The sequence below is a fragment of the Vibrio atlanticus genome, from assembly GCF_024347315.1.
GTDB classification, from domain to species: Bacteria; Pseudomonadota; Gammaproteobacteria; order Enterobacterales; family Vibrionaceae; genus Vibrio; species Vibrio atlanticus.
The window spans coordinates 1,022,052-1,048,268 of the sequence record NZ_AP025460.1 but is presented as its reverse complement, the minus strand read 5'-3'; the positions used below and the strand labels follow the sequence as shown (position 1 = coordinate 1,048,268).

Annotated in this window: 23 protein-coding genes; 5 read left to right on the top strand and 18 right to left on the bottom strand. The window is 44.7% G+C overall.

Annotated elements, in window-relative coordinates; genetic code table 11:
- Positions 1-7: 7 nt before the first annotated feature.
- Together OCV30_RS04870 and aqpZ are read left to right on the top strand one after the other, a co-directional pair.
- The gene (locus OCV30_RS04870) at positions 8-256 is read left to right on the top strand and encodes a YkgJ family cysteine cluster protein (protein WP_017059389.1); all 249 of its coding nucleotides are present in this window, start codon (positions 8-10) and stop codon (positions 254-256) included.
- Positions 257-358: 102 nt separating this feature from the next.
- A complete protein-coding gene (gene aqpZ / locus OCV30_RS04865; protein WP_017099207.1) occupies positions 359-1,048 on the top strand; it encodes an aquaporin Z in 690 nt (229 codons plus the stop codon).
- An 83-nt stretch (positions 1,049-1,131) separates the two neighbouring features.
- On the opposite strand, the gene recR is transcribed toward aqpZ, so the two are convergent.
- The 7 genes from recR to OCV30_RS04830 form a co-directional block, all read right to left on the bottom strand.
- Positions 1,132-1,731, bottom strand: a complete 600-nt coding sequence (gene recR / locus OCV30_RS04860) for a recombination mediator RecR (RefSeq protein WP_004734155.1) — start codon at positions 1,729-1,731, stop codon at positions 1,132-1,134.
- A gap of 78 nt (positions 1,732-1,809) precedes the next feature.
- A complete protein-coding gene (locus OCV30_RS04855; RefSeq protein WP_009848672.1) occupies positions 1,810-2,139 on the bottom strand; it encodes a YbaB/EbfC family nucleoid-associated protein in 330 nt (109 codons plus the stop codon).
- Between the two features lie 152 nt (positions 2,140-2,291).
- Positions 2,292-4,550 (bottom strand): DNA polymerase III subunit gamma/tau, encoded by a 2,259-nt coding sequence (gene dnaX, locus OCV30_RS04850; protein ID WP_065678622.1) that lies wholly within the window; start codon positions 4,548-4,550, stop codon positions 2,292-2,294.
- 18 nt (positions 4,551-4,568) lie between these two features.
- Complete coding sequence (apt, locus tag OCV30_RS04845) at positions 4,569-5,114, bottom strand: adenine phosphoribosyltransferase (RefSeq protein ID WP_004734171.1); 546 nt, start codon at positions 5,112-5,114, stop codon at positions 4,569-4,571.
- Positions 5,115-5,275: 161 nt separating this feature from the next.
- The gene (locus tag OCV30_RS04840; protein WP_029223120.1) at positions 5,276-5,647 is read right to left on the bottom strand and encodes a YbaN family protein; all 372 of its coding nucleotides are present in this window, start codon (positions 5,645-5,647) and stop codon (positions 5,276-5,278) included.
- A gap of 74 nt (positions 5,648-5,721) precedes the next feature.
- Positions 5,722-5,859, bottom strand: a complete 138-nt coding sequence (locus OCV30_RS04835) for a hypothetical protein (protein WP_017099204.1) — start codon at positions 5,857-5,859, stop codon at positions 5,722-5,724.
- A gap of 148 nt (positions 5,860-6,007) precedes the next feature.
- Positions 6,008-7,111, bottom strand: coding sequence for a response regulator (locus OCV30_RS04830; RefSeq protein ID WP_017099203.1), 1,104 nt, complete (start codon positions 7,109-7,111; stop codon positions 6,008-6,010).
- A 228-nt stretch (positions 7,112-7,339) separates the two neighbouring features.
- On the opposite strand from OCV30_RS04830, the gene OCV30_RS04825 reads away from it, so the two are divergent.
- Positions 7,340-8,215, top strand: a complete 876-nt coding sequence (locus OCV30_RS04825; RefSeq protein WP_004734167.1) for a LysR family transcriptional regulator — start codon at positions 7,340-7,342, stop codon at positions 8,213-8,215.
- Positions 8,216-8,292: 77 nt separating this feature from the next.
- Here OCV30_RS04825 and purF read toward each other — a convergent pair whose 3' ends face one another.
- The 9 genes from purF to OCV30_RS04780 all read right to left on the bottom strand — a co-directional run bounded on the left by purF (position 8,293) and on the right by OCV30_RS04780 (position 21,471).
- Positions 8,293-9,807 carry an amidophosphoribosyltransferase gene (gene purF, locus OCV30_RS04820; protein WP_012603488.1) on the bottom strand — a complete coding sequence of 505 codons (1,515 nt, stop codon included), beginning with the start codon at positions 9,805-9,807 and terminating at the stop codon, positions 8,293-8,295.
- 33 nt (positions 9,808-9,840) lie between these two features.
- Complete coding sequence (locus OCV30_RS04815; protein ID WP_009848678.1) at positions 9,841-10,332, bottom strand: CvpA family protein; 492 nt, start codon at positions 10,330-10,332, stop codon at positions 9,841-9,843.
- A 61-nt stretch (positions 10,333-10,393) separates the two neighbouring features.
- Positions 10,394-10,969: an SPOR domain-containing protein gene (locus OCV30_RS04810; protein ID WP_012603487.1), complete on the bottom strand. Its 576-nt coding sequence runs from the start codon at positions 10,967-10,969 to the stop codon at positions 10,394-10,396.
- Positions 10,970-12,232: a bifunctional tetrahydrofolate synthase/dihydrofolate synthase gene (folC, locus tag OCV30_RS04805; RefSeq protein ID WP_017099202.1), complete on the bottom strand. Its 1,263-nt coding sequence runs from the start codon at positions 12,230-12,232 to the stop codon at positions 10,970-10,972.
- Positions 12,233-12,274: 42 nt separating this feature from the next.
- Positions 12,275-13,201, bottom strand: coding sequence for an acetyl-CoA carboxylase, carboxyltransferase subunit beta (gene accD / locus OCV30_RS04800; protein WP_009848681.1), 927 nt, complete (start codon positions 13,199-13,201; stop codon positions 12,275-12,277).
- Positions 13,202-13,376: 175 nt separating this feature from the next.
- A complete protein-coding gene (truA, locus tag OCV30_RS04795) occupies positions 13,377-14,171 on the bottom strand; it encodes a tRNA pseudouridine(38-40) synthase TruA (protein WP_009848683.1) in 795 nt (264 codons plus the stop codon).
- A gap of 194 nt (positions 14,172-14,365) precedes the next feature.
- Positions 14,366-19,102 (bottom strand): FimV/HubP family polar landmark protein, encoded by a 4,737-nt coding sequence (locus OCV30_RS04790; protein ID WP_261879036.1) that lies wholly within the window; start codon positions 19,100-19,102, stop codon positions 14,366-14,368.
- A 209-nt stretch (positions 19,103-19,311) separates the two neighbouring features.
- Positions 19,312-20,325, bottom strand: coding sequence for an aspartate-semialdehyde dehydrogenase (locus OCV30_RS04785; RefSeq protein WP_012603484.1), 1,014 nt, complete (start codon positions 20,323-20,325; stop codon positions 19,312-19,314).
- A gap of 12 nt (positions 20,326-20,337) precedes the next feature.
- Positions 20,338-21,471: a 4-phosphoerythronate dehydrogenase gene (locus OCV30_RS04780; RefSeq protein WP_065678620.1), complete on the bottom strand. Its 1,134-nt coding sequence runs from the start codon at positions 21,469-21,471 to the stop codon at positions 20,338-20,340.
- A 48-nt stretch (positions 21,472-21,519) separates the two neighbouring features.
- On the opposite strand from OCV30_RS04780, the gene OCV30_RS04775 reads away from it, so the two are divergent.
- Positions 21,520-21,855, top strand: coding sequence for a hypothetical protein (locus tag OCV30_RS04775; RefSeq protein WP_065678619.1), 336 nt, complete (start codon positions 21,520-21,522; stop codon positions 21,853-21,855).
- A 147-nt stretch (positions 21,856-22,002) separates the two neighbouring features.
- On the opposite strand, the gene fabB is transcribed toward OCV30_RS04775, so the two are convergent.
- Positions 22,003-23,214 carry a beta-ketoacyl-ACP synthase I gene (fabB, locus tag OCV30_RS04770; RefSeq protein ID WP_009848735.1) on the bottom strand — a complete coding sequence of 404 codons (1,212 nt, stop codon included), beginning with the start codon at positions 23,212-23,214 and terminating at the stop codon, positions 22,003-22,005.
- A 128-nt stretch (positions 23,215-23,342) separates the two neighbouring features.
- Between fabB and mnmC the strand changes: the two genes are divergently transcribed.
- A complete protein-coding gene (mnmC, locus tag OCV30_RS04765) occupies positions 23,343-25,421 on the top strand; it encodes a bifunctional tRNA (5-methylaminomethyl-2-thiouridine)(34)-methyltransferase MnmC2/FAD-dependent 5-carboxymethylaminomethyl-2-thiouridine(34) oxidoreductase MnmC1 (RefSeq protein WP_065678618.1) in 2,079 nt (692 codons plus the stop codon).
- Between the two features lie 154 nt (positions 25,422-25,575).
- Here the strand turns inward: mnmC and OCV30_RS04760 are convergent, their stop codons facing one another.
- A complete protein-coding gene (locus tag OCV30_RS04760; RefSeq protein ID WP_065678617.1) occupies positions 25,576-26,097 on the bottom strand; it encodes an NADPH-dependent FMN reductase in 522 nt (173 codons plus the stop codon).
- Positions 26,098-26,217: the final 120 nt, after the last annotated feature.

The window sequence follows — 26,217 nt, the reverse complement described above, 5'->3', positions numbered from 1 at the left end:
TAATTTGATGGAATGTCGCCTAGGTTGTGGAGCTTGTTGTATCGCTCCAAGTATTACATCTGCTATTCCTGGAATGCCTAATGGCAAGCCTGCTGGCGTACGCTGCATTCAATTAAATGAGCAAGATCTATGCAAATTATTTGGTCAACCTTCACGCCCGAAGGTATGTCACCAATTCAAAGCCTGCCCTGTCATCTGTGGCAAAACAGATCAAGAAGCCCTTGATAACCTGATCGAATTAGAAGCCATTACCTAAAAGATTATCTGACCTTTTCTTCCTCCTATATGCCCAAGATTTCACAAAGTTGCGAAATCTAAACTATCTTGTTGATACTGGTACAGATTAATAAGGATCGTTATGAATAGGTATATCGCAGAAATGTTTGGTACGTTTTGGTTGGTGTTGGGGGGGTGTGGTAGTGCCGTCTTAGCCGCTGCTTTCCCTGATGTGGGGATTGGATTGCTCGGAGTATCTCTTGCCTTTGGTTTAACCGTGCTCACCATGGCTTTCGCTATTGGTCACATATCCGGTTGCCACCTCAACCCAGCGGTCACTATCGGCCTTTGGAGTGGCGGACGCTTTGATGCCAAAGATGTCGCACCTTATATTATTGCCCAAGTGATTGGCGGTATTATCGCAGGTGGCGTGTTATTTGTGATTGCTTCAGGCCAAGCTGGCTTTGATGCAGCAGCCTCTGGCTTTGCTTCCAATGGTTACGGTGAACACTCTCCAGGCGGCTATTCACTTACCGCAGCACTCGTGTGTGAGGTCGTCATGACCATGGTGTTCCTGTTCGTGATTATGGGCGCGACAGATTCGAAAGCACCTGCTGGATTTGCACCTATCGCAATTGGTCTCTGTTTAACCCTAATTCACCTTATCAGCATTCCTGTAACCAACACCTCAGTGAACCCCGCTCGAAGTACTGGCGTAGCTGTGTTTGTCGGTGATTGGGCTGTTTCTCAGTTATGGCTATTCTGGATTGCACCGATTATTGGTGCCGTGATTGGCGCAATGATATACAAAGCGGTGAGAGGTTCAGATTAAGCTCAGAGAAGTGTTTTGGAATAGAAACCTTTAAGAACCATAAAAGAAAAAGCCGCTTGGTGATGGTTCACCAAGCGGCTTTTTTAGATTTTATGACGACCGAGTAACGAGTGTGAAAGCGTGGTGCCATCCACCAGCTCGAGCTCACCACCAACAGGAACACCATGGGCGATACGGCTAGCGTTCACTTCATGGGCATTACATAGCTCAGCAATGTAATGTGCTGTCGCCTCCCCTTCTACTGTCGGGTTAGTCGCTAAAATAACTTCAGTGATATCACCACGACGTAAGCGGTAATCCAAGACATCAAGACCGATGTCACTTGGACCAATACCATCAAGTGGTGAAAGATGTCCCATAAGCACAAAGTAACGACCGGAATATTGACCCGTTGCTTCAATGGCTGCAATGTCTGCAGGGCTCTCTACTACACAAATTTGACCGTTATCCTGACGTTTAGGATTGGTACAAATGTGGCAGGTCTCTTCTTCGGTAAAAGTACGGCACTCATTACAATGACCAATTTCTGTCATTGCTTGGCTAAGAGCTTCAGCCAACTGTAGGCCGCCTTTTCTATCGCGCTGTAACAAATGAAAGGCCATACGCTGCGCCGACTTGGGGCCAACCCCAGGTAGACAACGTAAGGCCTCCATCAAATGCTCCAGCATATGACTGGTACGCATATATAACCGTTCTGATTTTCAAGTAATGGCCAGTTCAACACAAGCTACTACGAGAATTAACCTTTAAGAATGAGTTACTTAGAAAGGCATCTTCATACCTGGTGGAAGTTGCATTCCGCCAGTTACGCCAGCCATTTTCTCTTTTTGAGTTTCTTCAACGCGACGAGCCGCATCGTTGAAAGCAGCAGCGATAAGATCTTCAAGCATCTCTTTATCGTCTTCCATTAGGCTTTCATCGATATCAACACGGCGAACGCTGTGGCTACCAGTGATCGTTACTTTTACAAGGCCAGCACCTGACTCACCTGTAACTTCCATATTTGCGATTTCTTCTTGAAGCTTTTGCATGCGCTCTTGCATTTGCTGGGCTTGCTTCATCATGTTGCCCATACCGCCTTTACCAAACATGTTAATACTCTCTGGTCTAATTGGTTTATTAAAATTAATTAAGCTATACGTGCTTAAATGGGGGTTAAAACAGTGTGATTCAACCCCTCGGTGTTCAGTTCTCAGATTTGCTTATCTGGGATGATACGCCGGTCACTAAACGTGAAAAAGTTCTAGATAGGACGAACGCTGTCTCTGTCGAGTTCTGCAGCAAAACGTCTTTCAATAAACTGTACGTTGGCATCGTTTTCCAAAGCGGTAAACGCGTCTTTCAACTTACCTTGATACAATCTTTCTCGTAGTTCTAGTGGCGTTTCTCCACCATCGCCGATTTCAACACTCAAATGACACTCTTCTCCCAACACGGTATTGAGCGACTGTAATAGTTCGCTCTGTGCGCGATCCGTATTCAAGTGAGCTTGGCTCGCTCTTAACGTTAAAGTGATTGATGTGTCGTTTTTAGCAAACACTGAGTTCAATGCTAACTGTTCAACAAGCTTGGCTGTCTCTAGCTTTTGAATCGTGGCAGACCATTCATCTTGAGCAATCGACTCTTGAAGCAATTTATCGACCATTTCTGGTGTCTTAATATGCTCTAACGCACGCTTGATCTGAGTAGGTGTAAGCTCTTTGCTCACCTCTTTCACTACAGGTTTAGACGGTTTCCAGCGATAAGGTTCATTATCATTGGTTACCTTTTCAGTAGAAGAGGCTGATAAAGAAGCTGGCGACACCCGCTCAGAACCACCGTGTTGCTGAGCAACTCGGTCAAGAACTGAAGTTTTAGCTGGTGTCGCTTTAGCCTTTTTTGGCGTTGAGCCTTTGTTATCTGTTGCCGCGCTGCCTCTGCGTTGAGAGCGCAATTGGTGGCGTAAACCACTCACCGGTGAAGTTGCACGCGCGGGTTGCTCTTGCGAAACAGGAGGAGTAGAAGGCGCAGCGCTTGGCTGTTGAACCGGACTCTGGCTCTGATAATTCGTTTGTTGCTGCTGAGGCTGATCTGCACCGTAACTTGGACGCTCATCATAAGCAGGTGGTACATCATACTGGCTGTGCGGGTAATCCTGTTCTGGATAACCTTGGTTGCCTGAATGATCAGCGTAACCTTGCGAATCTGAATATTGTGCCGGGTTCTGTTGTTGCTGTTGCACAGGCTGCTGAACAGGAGCTTGTTGCTGTACTTGAGGCTGTGAACCCACAGGAGCCTGAACTTGCTGTCTCGGCTCTGGCACAGGTTGACTCATTGACTGAGCAACACCCTGAACCTGGTTCTGAACCGGATTCTGAGCTGCAGGAGCTGGCGCTGGGCTTGTCGACTGAGTCGAGATTGCCGTAGCAACAGTTTGCTCAGCAGGCCTAAATGCCAACATACGCAGAACCACCATCTCAATACCAACACGAGCGGTTGGCGATAATGGTAAGTCTTGACGACCTTTTAGCACTATCTGGTAGTAGAGTTGGATGTCTTGAGGGCTTAACGTTTTGCTCAGCAGTTCCAGCCTTTCAGCATCAGGCTGGGCCTTGTCTAAAGTAGACGGCAGAGCTTGATACATCGCCAAACGGTGTAATTGAGTCGCAAGTTGACTCAGCAATCCATCCCACTCAACGCCATTTTCAGCAAGAGCTTGAATACAAGCCATCGCTTGCTGAGGCTGTTTACTGCTAATCGCTTCAAGTAGGTGAATCGCTTGGTCTGTATCCAGCGTTCCAAGCATATGAGCAACAGTGTCTGTTACGACATTACCGTTACCTAATGCGATAGCTTGGTCACTCAGGCTTAGCGCATCACGCATACTGCCATCAGCAGCATGAGCAATCATCCCAAGCGCACGAGGTTCAGATGTCACATTTTCTTGTTCAAGAATATGCTCGAGCTGCTCGTGGATATTATCGACACTGATCGGCTTAAGATGGAACTGCAAACAACGCGACAAGATAGTCACTGGAAGCTTCTGTGGATCGGTCGTTGCAAGCAAGAACTTCACATACTCAGGCGGCTCTTCTAAGGTCTTTAGAAGCGCGTTAAAACTGTGCCTAGACAGCATGTGTACTTCATCGATTAGGTAAACCTTGAAGCGACCACGTGCAGGCTTGTACTGAACATTGTCCAGAAGCTCGCGGGTATCTTCTACCTTTGTACGTGAGGCAGCATCGATCTCGAGCAGGTCAACAAAACGACCTTCATCGATCTCTTTACAGGTTGCACACTCACCACAAGGGGTTGAAGTAATGCCTGTTTCACAGTTGAGTCCCTTCGCAAACAAACGGCCGATGGTCGTTTTACCGACACCTCGTGTACCGCTGAATAGGTAAGCGTGATGCAACCTATTTTGGCTAAGGGCATTCTCTAATGCTGTTAAAACATGGGCTTGACCAACCACTTCTTTGAATTTGGTTGGTCGCCATTTTCGCGCTAACGCAAGATAGCTCATGAATAATTCCGAAAAGGATTAGTGACCGTCGAATTCGCAGATGCTAAACACTTCTAGACCTAAGCCTTGTAAGCGCTTATCACCACCGATTTCTGGAAGGTTAATAACAAATGCAGCGTGTTCTACCACACCACCAAGCTGACGAATCAGCTTCGTTGTCGCTTCAATCGTACCACCTGTTGCTAACAAGTCATCAACCATCAGCACTTTATCGCCTTCAACGATAGCATCGGTATGAATTTCTAGCGTATCAGTGCCGTACTCAAGCTCATAAGATTGTGCCACAGTTTGACGAGGCAACTTGCCCGGCTTACGAACAGGGATAAAGCCGACACCTAACTCAAGAGCAAGAGGCGCACCAAATAGGAAACCACGAGCTTCAGTACCAACGATCTTAGTAAAGCCCATGCCCTTGTATGTGTCCACCAACAGATCGATTGTCGCTTTATAAGCGGCAGGATCTTCCATCAAGCTTGTTACGTCACGGAACAAAATACCCGCTTTTGGGTAATCAGGAATGCTTTTGATGCTTGCTTTGATCAGAGAGATTTTTTCTGTGTTCATAATCTTATGCACTTCATTAGGCCGCTTTCCAAACTCTCGTTAACGAATCAAACATCAACGCTCGGAATTAAGGAAAGGTACGATTGGACTTCATTGCAACGAGAGTCATAACTCAAATTGCTGAAATAATAAACGCCCGCTATACAAGCAGGCACACTGGCTTAATGGTAGTGATTTTCTTTGCTGTCAGCAACCAACTCATGGGTTGGAAGTCGCATAAACCATGTGAGAAGAATAACAAGTACACAAATTAGGAAAGCCTTGACCCAAATGATCGGGGCAAAGTAGATCGATAACGCAAAACTTAACAAGATAAAGAACACGCCACGCGTTTTTACTTGCTTGGTAACGGCACCATGTTGATACCAATTGTTCAATAACGGGCCGAGCGTTTTATGCTCATGCATCCATTTGTGAACTTTGGGGTTGCTTCGCATGAAACATGCACTGGCAAGAAGGAGGAAAGGCGTGGTTGGCAGTACGGGTAAAGCTATCCCTAAAACTGCGAGAAATATGCAAAGGCCACCAGCAATATTGAGGCTTAAAACTCGAACGCTAATTGTGGCCTCCTTGAGTTAGCTATCACCAATCGGCGACGATAACTTAACTAGAATGTTGCGTAACCATTGAATACACGGATCAACGTAAGTGTTGCTGGTAATAATGGAATCACTAAAAATGCGGCTAAAAATCCTAAAAAGTAGAATACATTAAACGGGTCTTGAAAGTCTTTGTTATCTGCCATGATTGCTTCTTGTTTTTGTTAGTAAAGGTAAGTATCTGGCGAACCAAACCCGCTTTGCTAAATCGACATTTAACAAAAAAGGCATAGCCACACCATTTGCGCAACTATACCTTAATCAATTATTCACAAAAACCGAGGAAATATAGGGTTAATCGGTGGACCCTTGGTGTATGTCTAAACTAAAACTGGCCGATCCAAGCAGGCTTAATGATAACTGGCAGCCTTGTTCAATCGGAAGATCCCGTGTAATGAAGTTCTTCTTACAATTCTCACCCAAGCGCTCGCCCGCCGCAATATGTTGATTCAATTCGCCATTCGACCATTGTCCATCTAAACCCGCAGGTAAAATAGAGATAGTTCCCACAGCAAGGTCAGCAACACCAAACAAAGCATTCACAGGGGTTGAACATTTAGAGCAACGAATCCCCTTCTCCAAAATTTCCGCAATATCTTTGAGATCAACGTTAAAATCTTTTCTATTTCTGATGTAATCGTGGAATAACGCTCTCACCAACAATGTGGCCGCTGAGCCGCCGTTATCAGAAGACGACGAATCGACGAGGTAGAAAGCAAACTGCCCGTTCATCATCCACGCATAGTCGAACACAAGTGGCATCATCTCTGTTGATTGTAGTAGGCGGTAACTACAACGCCATGAGCCTTGTCGTGTGTCTTTGTCAGGAAGCAGCGCGTGCAATAAGTCTCTTGCCGCACTAGGGTTATCTTGCAAGTGATTTAGGTGCCAATGCAGCTCTTGGTCTTCAGGGATCTCTCCGCCGTCATCAACGCAAAACCATTGGCTTGAAAAATCTCGTTGGTCTGAAATGTTATCGAACGAATCTGTTAATGTATTCGCAATCGCACTGCCTAAATGACCGTGATCCTCCAGAGGTTTGACTAAAAAGTCTTTGATACCAAATCGTAATGCTTTCGCCACATCAGACATATCATCGGTGCCAGACACAACGATCATAGGCAGTGACGGATACTCTAAGCTGAGCTCTTCTACAAGCTCAATGCCATCCAGAATAGGCATTGATAAGTCACACACAATTAAATCTGGCGCTGAGTCTCTAAGCTTTTGCAGAGCGTCCAGCCCATTTTCAGCCTCAACCACTTTATAACCAATCTTGTCTAAATACGCGCTGGTTATCCGGCGAAAAATAGGATCATCATCAACCAACATAACGCATTTTTGATTGAGAACTTCCTGAGCCGAGGTCATAACTGGCTGACTGTGAGTTTTGTACATAATCTCTAACCTCACAAAACTAAGTCGAATTATTATTGTTATCTGTTCCAAGAACTAATATAAAACTTAGTAACAAATTGCTAAATACACAAATACGTACTCTTTACTGGAAATTCGTGACAAGGGTTGGAATACTGGTAAATAGTGCAACGAATTGACGTAACGCAAACATTGATCTCACTATTACGTATAAATTAGATGAGATTGTAAACAAATGTGTCTGGATTTATGAAATTAGATGATTTAAACCTCTTTCGACTTGTCGTTGAAAATGGGAGCTACACCGCAACATCACGCAAGACTATGATTCCGGTTGCGACCATTACACGACGCATCCAAGCCTTAGAAGATTCACTAAACCTAAGACTTCTCAATAGACACGCGCGTAAACTCTCTTTAACAGAGGCAGGCGAACGTTTCTTCAACGAATGCTCTCCATTACTGCAACGTCTATCTTCTACTGCAGAAGAACTGACTGACGTTTGTAAAGGAGCTTCCGGTAAGATTCGCATTACGGCACCCTCAAACCTGACCAAGCGCATGATGATGCCGATGTTCAGTGAATTCATGACTCAATATCCTGATATTAATATTGAGCTGATGATGAACAACCAAGCCGATCAGCTTGATCCAACCGAGTGGGACGTGATTTTCAGAGTAGGTCCACAACGTGATTCAAGTCTAATCGCTCGAAAAATCAGTGAAGTAAAAGATATTCTTATCGCAAGTCCTGACTACTTAGCGAAGAACCCGGCACCAAGTCATGCAGAAGAGCTCGCGAATCATTCGCTACTTAAAGGCTATCCGCTGATTAAGTGGCAGCTGAGTAATTCGAATGAAGAGACGGTGGTGAATAGCGAGAAAGGCCGTTTCAACGCGAATGCGCTCAATGTCGTGAGACAAGCATGTTCAGAAGGCCTAGGTATCACCCTAATGCCCGACGTTATGATCCGCGAATACATTGAAGATGGCAGCTTAGTGCAAGTCTTAGAGGACTGGAGCGCTAACCCTCGTGATATTTACATGCTTTACAACCACAAAGACCACCTGCCAGAGAAGGTTAGATTGTTTATCGATTTTGTGATCGCATACCACATTCACTAAGATTCAATCCCCTTCCCAGCAAACAAAAAAACCAGAGTCGATGCTCTGGTTTTTTATTACTCATTTTTATGAGTACGCTAAGCGCCTTCGTTATGTAGCTCTAAGTTAGCCAAATCTTGTTGGATCTCACGCTCAACCTTTGAATCGTCATTACGTAAAGAGTCTAGGAAATCTAGGTACGCTTGGTCGATATCGCCCGTTACATACTCACCGTTGAATACGGAGGTATCAAAACGAGAGATGTCTTGATTACCCATACCTACTGCAGAGATTAAGTCTGGTAGTGTTTGGAAAATCAATGCGTCTGCGCCAATCTGCTTACAAATCGTTTCGTTATCACGACCATGAGCAATCAGCTCTGTCGCGCTCGGCATATCAATACCGTAGACGTTAGGGAAGCGAACCTCCGGAGCGGCAGAAACCATGAAGACTTTGTTTGCGCCAGAATCACGAGCCATCTCAATGATCTGCTCTGATGTTGTACCACGAACAATCGAGTCATCAACCAGTAGAACGTTCTTACCTTTAAACTCAGAACGAATCGCGTTGAGTTTACGGCGAACCGACTTCTTACGTTGTTGCTGACCAGGCATGATAAACGTGCGGCCAACGTAACGGTTTTTCACGAAACCTTGACGATATGGCTTATCAATCGCTTGAGCAATTCGTAGAGCAATATCATTTGATGTTTCAGGAATTGGAATAACCACGTCAATGTCTAGGTCTGCGTACTCTTCTTTAATACGCTTACCTAACATCTCACCCATCTCAACGCGTGCGCTGTAAACCGAAATTTTATCGATGAATGAATCGGGACGAGCAAAGTAAACAAACTCAAAAATACATGGGTTTAGTTGTGGGTTGTCTGCACATTGTTTAGTGAAAAGCTCACCATCGAATGTTGCGTAGATAGCTTCACCAGGAGCAACATCGCGCATAAAATCAAAACCAACAGCGTCTAACGCTACTGACTCAGACGCAACCATGTACTCTGTTTTACCGTTAATTTCACGCTTACCAAGACACAGTGGACGAATACCATGCGGGTCACGGAATGCGATCATGCCGTGGCCGATGATCATCGCTGTCACTGCGTAAGCACCACGAATAGTGCGGTGCACGTTTGCAACTGCGCGGAAAACGTCGTCTGAAGTCACGTTCCCTTTTACGGTATCGATCTCATGAGCCAATACGTTTAGTAGAACTTCAGAGTCAGAGGTTGTGTTGACATGACGGCGGTCTTTTTCGAACAACTTCTCACGAACTTCACTTGCATTCGTTAGGTTACCGTTGTGCGCCAGCGTGATGCCAAATGGAGAGTTTACGTAGAAAGGTTGAGCTTCAGAAGCACTAGAACTTCCCGCTGTAGGATAACGAACATGACCAATACCCACGTTGCCTTGGAGGCGTTGCATGTGTTTTGCTTCAAAAACATCTTTAACTAAACCGTTCGCCTTACGCAGACGGAAACGATTGCTTTCTATGGTACAAATACCAGCGGCATCTTGGCCACGATGCTGCAATACCGTTAAAGCGTCATAAATAGACTGGTTTACAGGTGTTGAACCCACGATTCCAACAATACCACACATGTCCTAATCCTCGATTTTCGACATTAACTGGCGCTAAAGCGCGCCAGATAAGAAACTAGATGTTGCTTGTAAATGCTCGAAGAACGGCGCAATGATTCGGCTAAACTCCGGAACCAATTGCGAATTCTTCCACCACTCAGAACTTGGGAATGCAGTAAACGCATCCATGAAAAACAACACTGCAGAAACAATCAAAACACCACGTAAGCCACCAAAGACGACACCGAGGATTCTGTCTGTACCCGACAGGCCTGTTTTCTGAACTAGCTGCCCGATGACATAGTTAACTAAGGCACCAACAACTAACGTTGCAACAAACAATGCTGCTATCGCAGTTCCGTTTCGAAACATCTCATCTTCAATATTGGTGAAGTACATTGCTAATTTAGCGTAGTACTGGCTAGCAATAAAAAATGCTCCAAACCAAATAACAAGTGACAACGCTTCTTTAGCGAAACCGCGAACTAAACTGATCACGGCAGAGAAGCCGATCACGCCTAAAATGACAAAATCTAACCAATTCATGAATTCTTCATCTTAAGTTGGCGCGCATTTTAACAGAAAAAATGCTGACGCAAACGTTTTCTTATGGATTTAACGGTTTAAATTTGAGCAATTGGCCTTTTGAACCCGTAATTTTTTCTAATTCCTTAATTTGTCGCTCAAGTTTGGATTTAGAAACATCCGGGCCAATAATTACTCGCGTAAATGTTTTTTCTTGCTTGGTATGAGCCTGATAACCACGCTTCTGTAAATCCTTAACAACGTTTTTTGCGTTGTCAGCATTCTTCAAAGCCATCAATTGAATAATCCAAGCACTGTCTTGGTATTCATTTTTTTCAGGTACCGGCTTAACCACCACCGCCACTTTATCCGCTTCTTTGTTACTGGAAGCCGACGCAGTTTGCGTATTTGAATTATCAGTACGACCACTTTCAACCACTTGCTCAACCGGAGAGTCCGGCAGTGCAATCTGATCTTCAACAGGATCGAGTACTTCAAACACTTCAACATTACTATCAAGCTCAGGCTTAATCGGAATGCTTGCAAACTCTTCTTTATAGTGGAGCTTCTTACCATCCAGCACATCGGGCAATACAATCACGCCAATGGCCACTAAAATGATGGTGCCGACTAATCGGCTTTGGAATTTACTTGCCATTTAGTTTCCTTTTTTCTGCCAATGCTCCAACACTTCACCCACGGTATGAAAAGAACCGACAACCAACACAACATCGTCATCTATAACAGAAGCTAAAGCCGCTTCAAACGCTACAACAGGGTTTGAATACTGCTCTACACCTTCAGGTAAGCTTTGACACAATTCAGCGGCTGTTGCGGCTCGTGGGCCTTTCAGCGAAGCTGGGTACCAATGTGTTGTTATTGGAGCTAATACTTCCAATGTCGCGGGGATATCTTTGTCATGAAGCATGGCGACTACAACGTGTAAATTTTTGCCTGCATACTTCTTCGCGACTTGCTGCGCAAAGTACTCAGCAGAATGCGGGTTGTGTGCTACATCAAGCACAATCACCGGTTGTTCGCTAATTTGCTGCATACGCCCAGGAAGCTGCGCATTCTTCATACCGTTAACAACGTTCACATCACTAATGCTTAGTTCTGAAGTACCTAATGCCATCAGTGCGGTGGCTGCGTTCGGCAGCGGTAAGCTTGGGATAGGTAGCGATTCTAACTGGAATGCGCCACTGCGCCAGTTCCAAGTATCACCATCTACATCATAGGTGTATTGAATCCCTACTTGGTAGAACTCAGCGTTAATATCATCAGCGTGTGCCGCAACCGTAGCTGGTGGCTTGGGTTGACCACAGATAGCGGGTTTACCGCTACGATAAATGCCCGCTTTCTCAAAACCGATCACATTAATGTCATCACCTAGCCAGTCAACATGGTCGACAGCCAAACTAGTAATCACAGAAACGTCATGTTCAACGATATTGGTCGCGTCTAAACGTCCGCCTAGACCCACTTCTAACAATACAACGTCAACCGCTTCGGTTTGAAAAGCACGTAACGCTGCTAAAGTGCCATATTCAAAAAAGCTAAGGCTGATTTCACCACGTTCTTTCTCAATGAAATCGAAAGACTGAACCATCTTTTGATCAGACAGATCTTTGCCATTGATACGAACACGTTCGTTATAGCGAATTAAGTGAGGGGAGCTGTAGACACCAACAGAGTAACCAGCATCCAATAGAATAGCTTCCATGAGTGCACATGTTGAGCCCTTGCCGTTGGTTCCAGCAACAGTAATAACATGTTGAGCAGGTTTGGTGAGGTTTGCCTTAGAGGCGACAGCTTGAACTCGGTCTAAACCAAGATCAATAGCGCTTGCGTGGATGTTTGATAAATAATCAAGCCACATCTCCAAAGAGGATGTGGCTTGAGGAATAGGTTGTTGACTCATCTAACTCATAACCATAATTAAGTAGGTTTGTTAGAAGGTACTTTACCCTTTTTCTGGCGCTTCTGGTACTTCATAAGCAGCTTCATTCGGTGAATCGTTCACAGAAACTACTAATGGTGAAGGCTGATTGGTCATTTTAGCAACAAGGCTTGCAACGCGCTGACGCATCTCACGACGGTCAACGATCATGTCGATAGCACCGTGGTCTAGTAGGAACTCACTGCGTTGGAAACCTTCAGGAAGATCTTCACGTACAGTTTGCTCGATTACACGACGTCCAGCAAAACCGATAAGCGCTTTTGGTTCACCGATATTGATATCGCCAAGCATTGCTAAACTTGCAGAAACGCCACCCATTGTTGGATCAGTCATTACTGAAACAAACGGTAGGCCTTTCGCAGATAGACGCTCTAGAGCAGCACTGGTTTTTGCCATTTGCATGAGAGACATCAATGCCTCTTGCATACGAGCACCACCACTTGCAGAGAAACAAACTAAACCACAGTTGTTCTCAATAGCTGCATCTACCGCTTTCACAAAACGAGCACCAACAACAGAACCCATTGAGCCGCCCATAAATGAGAACTCAAACGCACACGCAACGATAGGTAAACCAAGCAGTTCGCCTTTCATTGCAACTAATGCGTCTGTTTCACCACTGTTCTTTTGAGCAACAGAGATACGTTCTTTGTAACGCTTAGAGTCTTTAAACTTCAGTTTGTCTTGTGGCTCAAGATCAGTACCTAGTTCAACACGCTCACCTTTGTCTAGGAATGTATCCAGACGGCGACGTGCTTTCATACGCATGTGATGGTCACATTTTGGACATACTTCTAGGTTACGCTCTAGTTCAGCATGGTAAAGAACCTGCTCACAAGAAGTACATTTAGTCCAAACACCCTCAGGGATTGACGCTTTACGAGATGTTACGATGTTGCTTTTTTCTAAAATCTTTTCAAGCCAACTCATGGAAGACCTTTTTGTTTCGATTCCTCCGCTTGATTGCGAAAGAAATAAATTTGGGAATTATGCCGGGAATTAAAGCACATAAAACAGCGACTGTAGATAAAAAACTGGTTGTACCTATTTTCCGTGACTATTTTACGCACGAAACCGTAATATTTTTTGAACCTAAGTCTCACATTTAGTTCAAATTATCCGGCAAAAATAGAGGGCCAATAGGCTCTCTTGGTAGTCCAAAATGTTCAGGATAATCAACATCGACTAAGTATAAGCCTTCCGCTTTCGCTGTCGCGCCTGCCACTTTTCGATCTTTAGCCTCTAAAAGCCACTGAATCCACTCTGGTTTTTGATCACCTTTACCTACCGCAATTAGGCTACCAGTAATATTCCTCACCATATGGTGAACAAACGCATTCGCTTTAATATCGATCACTATGTAATGCCCATGACGAGTCACGTTTAAGTGAATCATGTTTCTCCATGGGCTACGAGATTGACAATGTGTTGCCCTGAACGAAGTAAAGTCATTCTCACCAAGTAAGTACTGACCCGCTTCATGCATCTTTTTCTCATCAAGGTGACCATGATAATGGCTCACACCTGAATTCAAAATGCCAGGACGTAGAGCATGGTTAAAGATAATGTAGCGATAACGGCGTGCTGTTGCAGAAAAACGAGCATGGAAATCCTCATTCACTTCTGTTGCCCAACGAACGGCAATATCTTTTGGCATGTTGGCATTTGCGCCCATTGTCCATGCAACCATTTTACGATCGACATTAGTTTCAAAGTGAACGACTTGTCCCGTACCGTGAACACCGGCATCTGTGCGACCAGCACACATAACTTCTACAGGGTGATTCGCGACAACTGAAAGAGCCTTTTCCAATTCTTCTTGGACACTTTTCACGTCTCGTTGGCGCTGCCAACCAAAGTAGTGGGTACCGTTATATTCAATACCTAAAGCAATTTTCATGTTCTTGTTCTCTTTGAAAATGGGCGAGAAGTATATACGGAAATGAGTGCTAGCCCAAATAGGATGGGGCTAAAACTTCAATAAACAATCACTACCGCCTAGACGGTGGTTTTAGCAAGCTAAATAAAATAGACGCTAACTGTATCGCCCTAAAATAAAGGGTAGCCAACGCTACCCTTTATAATTTTTTGAATTTATCGACCGTTTAACGTATCGATAAGATTCTTTGCCTCTCGACGAATATCATCACTGCCGTCAACGATAGCCTCTTCTAGAAGCTTAATTGCACCTTGTGAGTCACTCATCTCGATGTAGATTTTAGCCAAATCGAGCTTACCAGCGGCTTCTGCGTTGCTGTCGACATCGTAATTACCAATGTCACCGATAACGTCTGGGAATTCATTTAGGCCAACATCTAGCTTCAACTCTTCGTCATCTGGATTAATCGCGTCTTCGCCTTCTTGCTCAACTTGAGCCATCAGCTCATCAATCGTCATGTATTGCTTATCACGACCTTTGTCTGACTCGGTTAGGTTGTCTTGTTGAGCCCAATTCTCTTGTTTGATTTTTGGTTCAGCTTGTTGATCTGCCGACGCCCAAATCTCCTGTTGATCATCAGGCACATCATTACGCGTGCTAGATTGCTGCTCAGGAGCTAGGTTGAAGCCTTTCCAGTCTTCGCCGCCAACTTCAAGCATAGCGTCAATATCGAGCCCTGCACTATCAATCGATGTAGCATCCAGTGGCTTGTCGAACATGCTGTCGACAGAGTCTTGAACATCTTCAGAAAGTAATTCAGCTAATGCTGTCTCATCAAAATCCTCAAAACCTTCTAACAAATCGTCTTGAACTGTTGTAGGCACTGAGCTTAACTCAGAAGGTACTGGGCTTAATTCTGACGGAGAATCGAGTGATTCATCAGGTTGTGTAAAACTAGCCAAATCAGGCTCTTCTGCACCTGGGAAGCCTTCTGCGTCTGAGAAATCTTCTGTATCCGAGAAGTCATCACCATGACTAAAACTCTGCGAGTTTGAAAATAAATCATGCAGCGCATCTTGTTCTTCACCCTGTGGGCTGAAAGAAGTCAGTGGCGTTGGTTTCTCAGCAAACGCATCAGAGATAGCTTCGTCTTCACCGTATTCCGGCAAATCAAACTCATCGAGCTCTACGCCTTGCTCTTCTGCTACAGGCTCAGCACTGCTTTGTTCGATGTCATCTAAGACTGAATCCGCTTTTGCGCTCTCTTCATCGTATTCAGGCAGGTCAAGGTCATCGAACTCAAACTTTTCGGACTCTGGAGCAAGATCTTGCTCTAACTGCGCTTCATCCGGTTCGCTAACCACTTCCGCCAACGCATCTTCTTCGCCAAACTCTGGAAGCTCTAAATCATCAAACGAGAACTCATCTTCGCCTTCTTGCCCTAGAAATTCAGCTTGTCCCTTAGCTTCAACTTGCGGTGCCGATTCTGCTTGAGGTTCAGCATCTAGTTGAGAATCAACAGTAGGAGCAACTGGTTCTGGTATTACTTCAGCTTCCGCCAATGCATCTTCTTCACCAAACTCTGGAAGATCAAAATCATCAATCGAGAACTCGTCTTCGCCTTCTTGCTCTACCGCTTCAGCTTGTTCCGTTGCTTCTACTTGAGGTTCGGTTTCAACTTGTTGTGCAGCTTCAACTTGCGGCTCATGGTCTAACTGAGGTTCAGTATCTAACTGAGACTCAACAGCAGGAACCACCGGCTCTTCCGCTACTTCATCAACTTGTGCCAATGTTTCTTGTTGAGCCGTGTCATCTTCAATCAGCCAATCATCGTCTTCTGGCACACCGAATTCATTTGGAACGATCTCTGGCATATGTGCAGCACGAACTGGCTCTGGCTCTGGCTCTGGCTCTGGCTCTGGCTCTGGCTCTGGCTCTGGCTCTGGCTCTGGCTCTGGCAAGGATTCAACGACATCTTCAAACTGATCGCTACCTTGGATTTTCGGTTCAAAGTCAAAATCAGAGGCAACATTCGCAGGCGACTCTACATCGTCTATAGCTTCGGCTAACCAGTCTTCAACCGTCTCTTCATCATCTTCAGAGATATCATTTAAAGACGATGGCGATACTTGCTCTTCATAACTAGCAGCGATGTCTTCACGCTGTTCTTGGGCGTCGGCTTCTTTCGGCTCTGGTTCAATCGTATTTTCAATTAATGACTCAACAGGCTCTTCTGCCGCTGGCAATAAATCATTGTCATCAGAAGTCATTAACTCATCAATCAATGCTTCGTCTGTTGTTTCTAGCGAGTCATCAAGTAACGCATCTGTTGCCGGCGCGACACCGAATAAATCATCGATAAAGTCATCACGATTAAAGGCTTCATCATTTTCTGGCTTAACGTCAGCACTGTCTTGAATCATTTCCGAATCTAACGATCCATCACTAACGACTTCAGCTTGTGGTGTTGCATTAATGTCCGATGCTTGCTCAGACTCAACTTCAGGTGTTTCTGAGGTTAACGGAGTAAGCTCGACGTCTGAATCCTTTTCGGACTCATCGCTGGCGTTGTCAAAACCAAAGGCTTCGTCTAACTCTTTATCAAACGCCTTCCCTTCAGGTTCAAGCTCGTCTTCAATGCCACTTGTCAGTAGATCATCAAATGGGTCTAAAGAGTCTGAATCTTGTTCATCGGTTTCACCGACTGATAGATCATTACCTAGCAGTTCATCTAACGTCTCGTCACCTTCGACGGTAAGTTGAGCATCATTGGCGTCATCGTCTAGAAAATCATCTAGTAAGTCTGTGCTCTCGGCATCGAGTTCAAAGTCATCATCAGAATCATCAATCAACTCATCCAAGGTTTCAGTACTGTCTTCCGAAATATCTAGCTCATCATCGGTCGACAAGCCTGAGAGTTCTTCGAGTTCAGATAATGAGTCAAAACCTAGAGGATCACTCTCAGACTCATCATCCGATTCATCTTCCAACATATCATCTAGGAGATCTGTTGAATTACTGAGATCAACATCATCCCCTGTCAATTGCTCATCGAGCAGGTCGACACTGCCTTGATTTTCTTCACTTTCGGTTGGCAGATCAAACTGAGAAAGGATGTTATCGATATCATCATCAGACGCCAAAGCGCTGTTTAGATTCTCAGCAACCTCGTCATCATTATCGAGATTCATTGGCTCATTGACTTGATCGTTCTGAGCCGCAACCTGAGCGAAGATGTCATCAATATCATCTTCTACACTAGGAGATGAAGGTTGTGACGTCTGCTGCTCTGAGATCAACGAATCGATATCAAATTCATCGTTGCTCACACCCGCAGGTGCAGTATCGCTCTGTTGCTCAGAGATAAGCGCATCAATGTCAAAATCATCGGTTGCTGATGTTTCGGTATTAGAAATTGAATCACTTTGCTCTTCTGAGATTAAAGCATCAATATCGAAGCTATCATCATCTTCATCATCAAGCGCAAATAGATCGTCTAATAGAGATTGGTCTAGTTCGTTAGAGCCTAGATCTTCAGTCTCAGAATCCTGTGATAGTAGCGATTCAATATCTTCATTCGACATTGAGTTATCATCCGAAAGATCAAAGTCGGCCTCATCAGAACCGAGTTCGCTTTCTGATGTTTTATCAAGTGCGCGCTCCATCTCTTCAAGACCAAGCGCCTTGTCATCGCCATTGACACTAATGCCGTTACTGCTGTCTAACTCCAGATCATCGAAGTTAGTGTCTAAGTCACCATTTTCGCCAATACTCGCAAATGGATCATCATCGTCATCATCGAGATTAAAATCGAGATCAGAATCATCTAAACCTGCAAATACATCTTCTTCAGGCGATGCTTGGTCATCAAATAACTTATCAGCATCATCTTCATTGCCAAATTGTTCATCGTCTAAAGACAATTCATTATCAAAGTCGTCCATCTCGTCGCCTAAAGCGATAGGCGCGACGCTACTTGCATCTGATTGAATTGGTTGGTCTTGTGTCGGCTGCTGCTCATCATTTTTAGACCGGCGCCCCAACAAAATCACTATGATAAGACCAAGTAGAAGGCCTGGAATAACCGCAAGAGCAGTAACTAGCCAACCATTTGATAACAATTGATCCATGGCACTTGGAGCCATTTTTGCAATCTCAGCGTTCTTTCTACGCTCTTCATCAAGCAGCTTTTCCACTTCGCTACGAATGCGATCTTCATCACTAAGTTCTGTTTTTAGCTCATCTACTTCCAATTGAACATTCGACAACATCAGACGAAGTTGATGGTTTTTCTCTTCAAGTGACAATAGCTCAGTTTCTGAAAGCTCTAGCTGTTTCTCTAGCTTGTTCATCTCTCGGGTTGGAGCCGATTGAGCTAGAGATGATTGAGTTGGAGACAATGGTTTTTTAGCGGCTTCAGCAGTGCTTACTTGCTTTGCAGGAACAACATTGTTTGAGCTTGCATCAGGACGGCTTGACCCTTGCGCTGGTTTTGGCTTTGACACTGCGGGTTTAGTCACAGGAGCATCGAGCTTAGCAAGGTGCGCATTCATGATGTTAACGGCTTGCTGTGTAGAACTTGCACGAGCTTGCTCTAAAGAAGGCACTCGTAAATTACTGGCAGGCAGCAAGCTGTGGATATTCTGGTTTTCAAACGCTTGTGGATTTAGACGATAAATAGCCAACAAGGTTTGCTGAACTGAAACGGAATTATCAGGGCGTAACTTTGAGGCAATTGACCACAATGTTTCCGACCCCAAAGTTGGGCCGTAAAAACGAGAAGGCCCAGCACGATTCAACTGTGCTCTTTGAAGAGGTTCGGAAAACGTAGGCGCTGATTGTATCTGGCCATTAGGCCCTACAACTCGAATGGAATCTGCACGAACAACGGAAATCTGAGTCGCCATGAGAATGGCAAAAGGCATTAACCACGGCTTGAAAAATTGAAACATAAAAGGCTCAGCTAGGTGCTTAAATTCGAATAAATTGATGAACTGTTAAATATATCGGATAAACGACGTAAAGCTATAGAGATGAAAACAAAAAATGTGTTGCAGCGACAATATTCGCAGCAATTTCACACAATTTGACTAACAATATTTTCAATCGATTAAAAAAGCCCCACTAAAAGAGTGAGGCTTGTTTATCAAAGCAGTGAAGCTTAGAAGTAATCGCGAATCAGAACTTCAGCGATTTGAACTGCGTTTGTTGCTGCGCCTTTACGAACGTTATCAGCGACAACCCACATGTTCACACCGCTGTGATGGCTGATGTCGTTACGAATACGACCAACCATTACGTGGTCTTTACCACCAGCATCACGAACCTGAGTTGGGAAGTCTAGAGCTTGGAAAACTTCAACGCCTTCCGTGTTCTCTAGAAGCTGAATAACTTGCTCAGCACCGATTGGCGCGCGAGTTTCAATGTGTAGAGATTCAGCGTGACCATAGAACACAGGAACACGAACACAAGTCGGGTTCACCGTGATTGATGAATCAGCAAAGATCTTTTGAGTTTCCCAAACCATCTTCATTTCTTCACGTGTGTAGCCGTTCTCTGTAAATTCATCGATTTGAGGAATACAGTTGAACGCGATCTGCTGTGAGAACGCTGACTTGTCAGCTGGCATACCGTTAAGAAGCTTAGCCGTTTGACCTGCTAGCTCATCGATACCCGGCTTACCTGCACCAGACACAGATTGGTAAGTTGAAACGTTAATACGCTCAAGGCCCACTTCATCGTGAATCGGTTTAAGTGCTACTACCATCTGAATAGTAGAACAGTTCGGGTTCGCAATGATATTGCGGTTACGGAACTCAGCAATCGCTTCAGGATTCACTTCAGGCACAACCAGAGGAACATCGTATTCGTAACGGAAACGTGAGGTGTTATCGATAACAACCACACCTTCGTCAGCGGCGATTGGAGCCCAACGTTCTGAAAGCTCGCTACCTGCAGAGAAAAACGCAATATGTACTTGAGACCAGTCGAAGTCTTCTACATTTTGTACTTGTATTGTTTTGCCGTTAAAACGGGAAGTTTTGCCTTCACTACGTTCACTTGCTAGTAAGTGCATTTCACCGACAGGGAATTTACGCTCTTTAAGTACTTCAAGAATGGTTTCACCAACCGCACCAGTCGCACCTAAAATAGCAATATTAAATTCTTGGCTCATTGTTTCTCTCTTTTATAAAGTTGGCTTTACCATAAAACCGAGTTTAGATAACGGCGTTAAATTACAAGATTCGTCGCCCGTTAACTCGACTGCACTGTACTCTCTGCGGTCCCAATATTCTTTACGCATCTTGTCAAAAGAACCCGGCGTAGAGATATTGCGACGGAATAAGGCGTCGTCTTTGCGCACATCATAGATCAACTGAGTCAAATTGTGCAGTGTTGCTTCATCCCAAGCTCTATCTAATTTCATTTGAGGCACTGGTGCTGTCGGCAGAAGGTCGCTTGCATAAGCACGCTGTTCAGTACCTAAAAACTCACAATAACTGTTGAAGATCATCGTGGTACCACGTGCTTTACCCTCTAAACCGTAGCCCGCTACGTGAGGAGTTGCAAAAGCAAGCAGTGGAAGTAGCTCAAAATCGACTTCAGGTTCAAACTCAAACACATCAAGAACGGCAGTGAAACCATCGGCTTTTTGCAAGCGAGCTTTTAACGCTTGGTTATCAACAACTGGGCCACGAGCCGCATTAATCAGAATTTGGTCAGCACGTAAATTGTTCAGTACTTGCTCATTGATCAAATGATGCGTTGGGAACTCACCTGTCTTAGTGATTGGCGTATGCAGAGTGATGACGTCTGACTGCTCAAGCAGAGTATCTAATTCAGTAAACTCGCGAGCATCACCCTCTTGTTGTTTTAGAGGATCGTTCAGCAATACTTTAATGCCAATGCCTTCAAGGCATTTCGCTAAATAACTACCCACTTGTCCACAGCCGATAATACCGACCGTTTTTTCGAATACAGAGAAACCTTGTTGCTGAGCCAACACCATCATCGCGCTGAACGCATACTCAGCCACACCCACCTTGTTACAGCCTGGGGCTGCGGTGAAGAAAATGCCACGCTCTTTCATCAATTCTTGGTCAACGTGATCCATACCAGCTGTTGCGGTTCCAACAAACTTAAGCTTGTTGGCTTTACTGATCAATGACTCGTTCACCTTGGTGACAGAGCGAATCATCAAAGCGTCTACGTCAACTAGGTCGTCAGCAGTTAATGTGCGACCGGACTTCATTGTCACTTCACCTAGCTGGCTAAAAAGCGCTTCAGCATAAGGCATATTTTCATCGATTAAGATTTTCATTGGGAAGGTACTTTCGTTGGGGTCTGTCGACCTTAAATGTGAATTGAAATGATTGTGCAAAATTCCACACACGGTGTCGAGTCGCAATTGGAATACATTATAAATAAAGGGCTGAATCGCCTAGTCTGCACAAACAAGAACAGAAATAATAACCAAGACCTAAAATCAAAAAGCAAAAGTCAGAAGACTAAAACGAAAAATGCCCGATTGAATAAACAATCGGGCAAACATCCAGAACAAAAGGATCCTATCTCGCTCTCCAGGAGACAGAGTCTTGCGTCTGTTCAACCAGTACTAACCAAAGCCAGTACTGATCAAGCTCTGGAAACCTTTCAATTTCTAAACTCAAATTTAAAAAACTATTTTCTAAAGCGAAGCTTATAAAGCTAGGGTTAAAAAACACGTTTGAAAATCTATGTTTAAAAAGCTTTGTTCTGTTGGTCAGGATTAATGAGCGACCTGTGCGTGTTGAATCAGCACTCACATCACCCACTAACGATTAACCTTTTATTAATTGAACCTCAGCTTCAATTAGCCTTGGTATTTTTTGATTACTAGCGTTGCGTTCGTACCGCCGAAACCAAAGCTGTTAGACATAACCGTTGTTAGCTCTTGTTCACGAGCTTCGGTTACGATGTCTAGGCCTTCGCCCGCTTCGTCTAGGTTTGCAACGTTAATGCTTGGTGCGATGAAGCCGTTATCAAGCATTAGCGTTGAGTAAATTGCTTCGTGTACACCAGCCGCACCTAGAGCGTGACCTGTCATCGCTTTAGTTGCTGAGATTGCAGGGCTGTTGCCGCCAAAGACTTCTTGGATTGCGCCAAGTTCTTTAACGTCACCTACAGGAGTTGAAGTACCGTGAGTGTTCACGTAGTCAACGCCATCAACGTTTTGCATTGCCATCTTCATACAACGAACCGCGCCTTCACCAGAAGGAGCAACCATGTCGTAGCCATCTGAAGTTGCGCCGTAACCCACGATCTCACCGTAAATTTTTGCGCCACGAGCAACAGCGTGCTCAAGTTCTTCGATAACTAGCATACCGCCGCCACCAGAGATAACGAAACCGTCACGGTCAGCATCGTAAGTACGAGAAGCCAATTCTGGCGTGTCGTTGTACTTAGTAGAAAGTGCGCCCATTGCGTCGAACATCATAGTCAGAGACCAATCTAGTTCTTCACCGCCACCAGCGAATACTACGTCTTGCTTACCAAGTTGGATAAGCTCCATTGCGTGACCGATACAGTGTGCAGATGTTGCACATGCAGAACTCATAGAGTAGTTCACACCACGGATTTTGAAAGGTGTTGCTAGACAAGCAGAAACCGTAGAAGCCATTGTACGTGGAACCATGTATGGGCCAACGCGCTTCACGCCTTTTTCACGGATGATGTCTACTGCGTTTACTTGGTTTAGAGATGAAGCACCACCTGAACCCGCTACGATACCCGTGCGGTCATTAGATACTTGATCTTCAGTTAAACCAGAGTCAGCAATTGCTTGCTCCATTGAAAGATAAGCGAATGCCGCTGCATCACCCATAAAGCGCATTTTTTTGCGATCGATATGGTCAGCAGGGTTCATTTTTAGGTTACCCCATACTTGAGAGCGCAAGCCATTTTCCTTGAACTGCTCTGAAGCGGTAATACCTGATTTACCCTCTTTCAGTGATGCTAAAACTTCTTCGACGTTGTTACCGATACTTGAAACAATACCCATACCGGTGATTACGACTCGTTTCATGTGACATTCCTATAATTCTAAATTCAGCTAGATGATAACTAAGAAGCCTAACAAAAGTGGTCAGCTTTCCTAGAAATTCGTACAATCCCTACCAACATATCGCTTCAAATCACAAAATGATAGATTTTATGACTTCAATTACTAATGCAGAACTGGAATGGAATGAGTCTGGCACGCCAGTTTCAGACCAATTTGACGACGTTTACTTCTCTAATGTTAACGGTTTAGAAGAAACTCGCTACGTCTTTTTAAAACAAAACCACCTTCCAGAGCGTTGGGTTGAACATCAACAACGCCGTTTTGTGATTGCTGAAACCGGTTTTGGTACAGGTTTAAACTTTCTCGCAGTCTGGCAATGGTTCGATGCTTTTCTTAAAGATAACCCACAAGCTATGACCAAAGAGTTACATTTCATCAGTTTTGAAAAATATCCTTTAAATAAAGATGATCTGATCAAAGCGCACCAATCGTGGCCAGATTTAGCGGAGTATGCGACACAACTCCAAGAACACTACCCGATTGCCCTGCCCGAATGTCACCGCATTGTGTTGGGCGATGGTGCTATCACGCTTGATTTGTGGTTTGGTGATATTAAAGATTGTATGCCAAACGTGCCTACTCCACAGGAAGGTTTGGTTGACGCTTGGTTCTTAGATGGCTTTGCGCCAAGCAAAAACCCTGAAATGTGGAATCAAAACCTATTCAACGGCATGGCCAAACTGGCAAAACAAGATTGCAGTTGTGCAACGTTTACCGCTGCCGGTTTTGTTCGCCGCGGTTTAATCGAAGCTGGCTTTGCGATGAAAAAAGTTAAAGGCTTTGGTACTAAGCGGGAAATGATTGCCGGCCGACTTGACGAAAAGCACGCTCATACCAACATCAAACCTTGGTATGGCCTAGCTCAATACAGTGGTTCACAAGATATCGCCATTATCGGTGGTGGTGTTGCCAGCGCTGCGCTAGCAAAAACGTTAAGCCGACGTGGTAAAAACATCACCCTTTATTGTGAACACCCACAAGCTGCAGGCAATGCCTCAGGTAACAACCAAGGTGCCATTTATCCGCTACTCAGCGAAGCGACATCTAATGTTTCAAGAATATTTGGTCCGGGCTTATTGTTTGCCCGCCAATTTATTAATCAAGCAGCACAATCAGTAAACTTCGATCACAATTGGTGTGGCGTGAACATTTTGATGTGGGATGAAGGCTCCACTAAAAAGCTCAATCGCATGTTAGAAGGCAATTTCCACACAGATCTGATTCAGCGTTTGACGCCAGAGCAAGCCAATGAAAAGATTGGCTTACCAGTCGATAAAGAGAGTGTCTACTTTCCACTGGGAGGTTGGTTAAGCCCTCTCCAACTGACTCAAAGTTTGATTGGTAAGTTAGAAGAAACCAACCAAGTGAGCGCGCACTATCAACACCAAGTAACTAAACTTGAGTGGCTCGAAGCTGAACAACAATGGCTGCTGACACTTGAGACACCTCAAGGTGAGATTCAAACCAAACACGACCAAGTAGTTGTCGCGAACGGACACAAATTCACTCAGTTTGAACAAACTCGCCCTGTACCTCTGACGCCAGTTAAAGGGCAAGTGAGTCATATTCCGACTACAGAAAACCTCAGTCAACTAAAAACGGTGTTGTGTTTTGATGGTTACTTGACGCCACAGAATCCAAATAATGGTCACCACTGTATTGGCGCGAACTACGACAAGACCAATATCGACCAAGAGTTTGATATTGAGGTTCAGCAACATAATGGTGAGCGCCTACATGGGTCGCTACCAGATCAAGCATGGACAAAAGATGTCGACACCAGTGACAATTTAGCGCGCCAAGGTATCCGAAGCGTAAGCCGTGACCACCTTCCGTTTGTCGGAAACGTTGGCGATTTTGAATCAATCAAAGAACAGTACCAAGACCTGCATAACTTCAACCCGCAACGTCACTCTGTTGATGATATTCAAACGGTAGCAAGCTTCCCTAACCTATACTGCTTTATCGGGCTAGGCTCACGTGGCTTGAGCTCTGCGCCATTATTAGCTGAAGTGTTAGCATCGCAAATTTGTGGCGATCCGCTTCCCTTACCTGTCGATGTGCTTGAGGCAATTCACCCAAGCAGAATGTGGGTGCGCAGACTGCGTAAAGGCAAAGCATTAACGGCTGGATGGGTTGCAGACAAGCACTCTAAATCAAATTCATAGTTTCTAGTTCAGCTATTCTGAACATCTGAAGTTTCTGAATATCAGAAATATCTAAAACTAAAGGCTAAAAGCTAGAAAGCCCGAGCGACATTATGTCACTCGGGCTTCTTGTTGTTCGTGTTGATCTAAACTGATGTTCTAAACGGAGCAGTATTTACAGCTTAGCAACCGCGTCTTTAATCTGTTGGGCGATCTCTTCGTTGCTGATAGCACCAGACTCAAAATCAAAGTTATCGTAGAAGCTAGGCACTGAAAGCGATGCTTTAACGTTACCACCAAAGTACGGAGCCGAACCAGTTGCTGCGCCAAGTACTGTTTGTGCGCCACCAGGGCCTGGTGATGTCGCTAAGTAAACCGCAGGTTTCTCGCCAAATACTGAACGCTCAATGCGTGTCGCCCAGTCAAATAGGTTTTTGTACGCCGCTGAGTAGTGGCCGTTGTGCTCAGCGAAAGAGATAACAAATGCGTCAGCTTCTGCTAGGTCACGTAAGAATGCTTGAGCACCTTCCGCTTGGCCAATCTCTTTTTCAGTGTCTTCACTGAACATAGGAACGTTGTAATCGTTGATGTTTAGAACTTTGACTTCAGCACCTTCAATCAAGTTAGCTGCGTAAGTTGCTAGAGTTTTGTTGATAGAGGTAGAGCTGGTGCTTGCGCCGAATGCGATAACTTTCATGATGTGACCTTTTCTGTGATTCCGTTAAGTGGGATTAGAATAACGTAGTCAGAAAATGGAACCATCACAAGGATTGAACGGACTCATTCAAAAAATTCGAATGAGTCTCAAATTATTGGT

Coding starts and splice junctions, on each gene's coding strand:
- OCV30_RS04830 (WP_017099203.1), bottom strand. CDS start 7,111: ATGTACAAAACTCACAGTCAGCCAGTTATGACCTCGGCTCAGGAAGTT.
- folC (WP_017099202.1), bottom strand. CDS start 12,232: ATGAGTCAACAACCTATTCCTCAAGCCACATCCTCTTTGGAGATGTGG.
- apt (WP_004734171.1), bottom strand. CDS start 5,114: ATGAACACAGAAAAAATCTCTCTGATCAAAGCAAGCATCAAAAGCATT.
- OCV30_RS04855 (WP_009848672.1), bottom strand. CDS start 2,139: ATGTTTGGTAAAGGCGGTATGGGCAACATGATGAAGCAAGCCCAGCAA.
- OCV30_RS04835 (WP_017099204.1), bottom strand. CDS start 5,859: ATGGCAGATAACAAAGACTTTCAAGACCCGTTTAATGTATTCTACTTT.
- fabB (WP_009848735.1), bottom strand. CDS start 23,214: ATGAAACGAGTCGTAATCACCGGTATGGGTATTGTTTCAAGTATCGGT.
- truA (WP_009848683.1), bottom strand. CDS start 14,171: ATGAAAATTGCTTTAGGTATTGAATATAACGGTACCCACTACTTTGGT.
- OCV30_RS04825 (WP_004734167.1), top strand. CDS start 7,340: ATGAAATTAGATGATTTAAACCTCTTTCGACTTGTCGTTGAAAATGGG.
- OCV30_RS04790 (WP_261879036.1), bottom strand. CDS start 19,102: ATGTTTCAATTTTTCAAGCCGTGGTTAATGCCTTTTGCCATTCTCATG.
- OCV30_RS04785 (WP_012603484.1), bottom strand. CDS start 20,325: ATGAGCCAAGAATTTAATATTGCTATTTTAGGTGCGACTGGTGCGGTT.
- OCV30_RS04870 (WP_017059389.1), top strand. CDS start 8: ATGGAATGTCGCCTAGGTTGTGGAGCTTGTTGTATCGCTCCAAGTATT.
- recR (WP_004734155.1), bottom strand. CDS start 1,731: ATGCGTACCAGTCATATGCTGGAGCATTTGATGGAGGCCTTACGTTGT.
- OCV30_RS04775 (WP_065678619.1), top strand. CDS start 21,520: ATGATTGTGCAAAATTCCACACACGGTGTCGAGTCGCAATTGGAATAC.
- aqpZ (WP_017099207.1), top strand. CDS start 359: ATGAATAGGTATATCGCAGAAATGTTTGGTACGTTTTGGTTGGTGTTG.
- purF (WP_012603488.1), bottom strand. CDS start 9,807: ATGTGTGGTATTGTTGGAATCGTGGGTTCAACACCTGTAAACCAGTCT.
- OCV30_RS04815 (WP_009848678.1), bottom strand. CDS start 10,332: ATGAATTGGTTAGATTTTGTCATTTTAGGCGTGATCGGCTTCTCTGCC.
- mnmC (WP_065678618.1), top strand. CDS start 23,343: ATGACTTCAATTACTAATGCAGAACTGGAATGGAATGAGTCTGGCACG.
- OCV30_RS04780 (WP_065678620.1), bottom strand. CDS start 21,471: ATGAAAATCTTAATCGATGAAAATATGCCTTATGCTGAAGCGCTTTTT.
- OCV30_RS04810 (WP_012603487.1), bottom strand. CDS start 10,969: ATGGCAAGTAAATTCCAAAGCCGATTAGTCGGCACCATCATTTTAGTG.
- OCV30_RS04760 (WP_065678617.1), bottom strand. CDS start 26,097: ATGAAAGTTATCGCATTCGGCGCAAGCACCAGCTCTACCTCTATCAAC.
- accD (WP_009848681.1), bottom strand. CDS start 13,201: ATGAGTTGGCTTGAAAAGATTTTAGAAAAAAGCAACATCGTAACATCT.
- dnaX (WP_065678622.1), bottom strand. CDS start 4,550: ATGAGCTATCTTGCGTTAGCGCGAAAATGGCGACCAACCAAATTCAAA.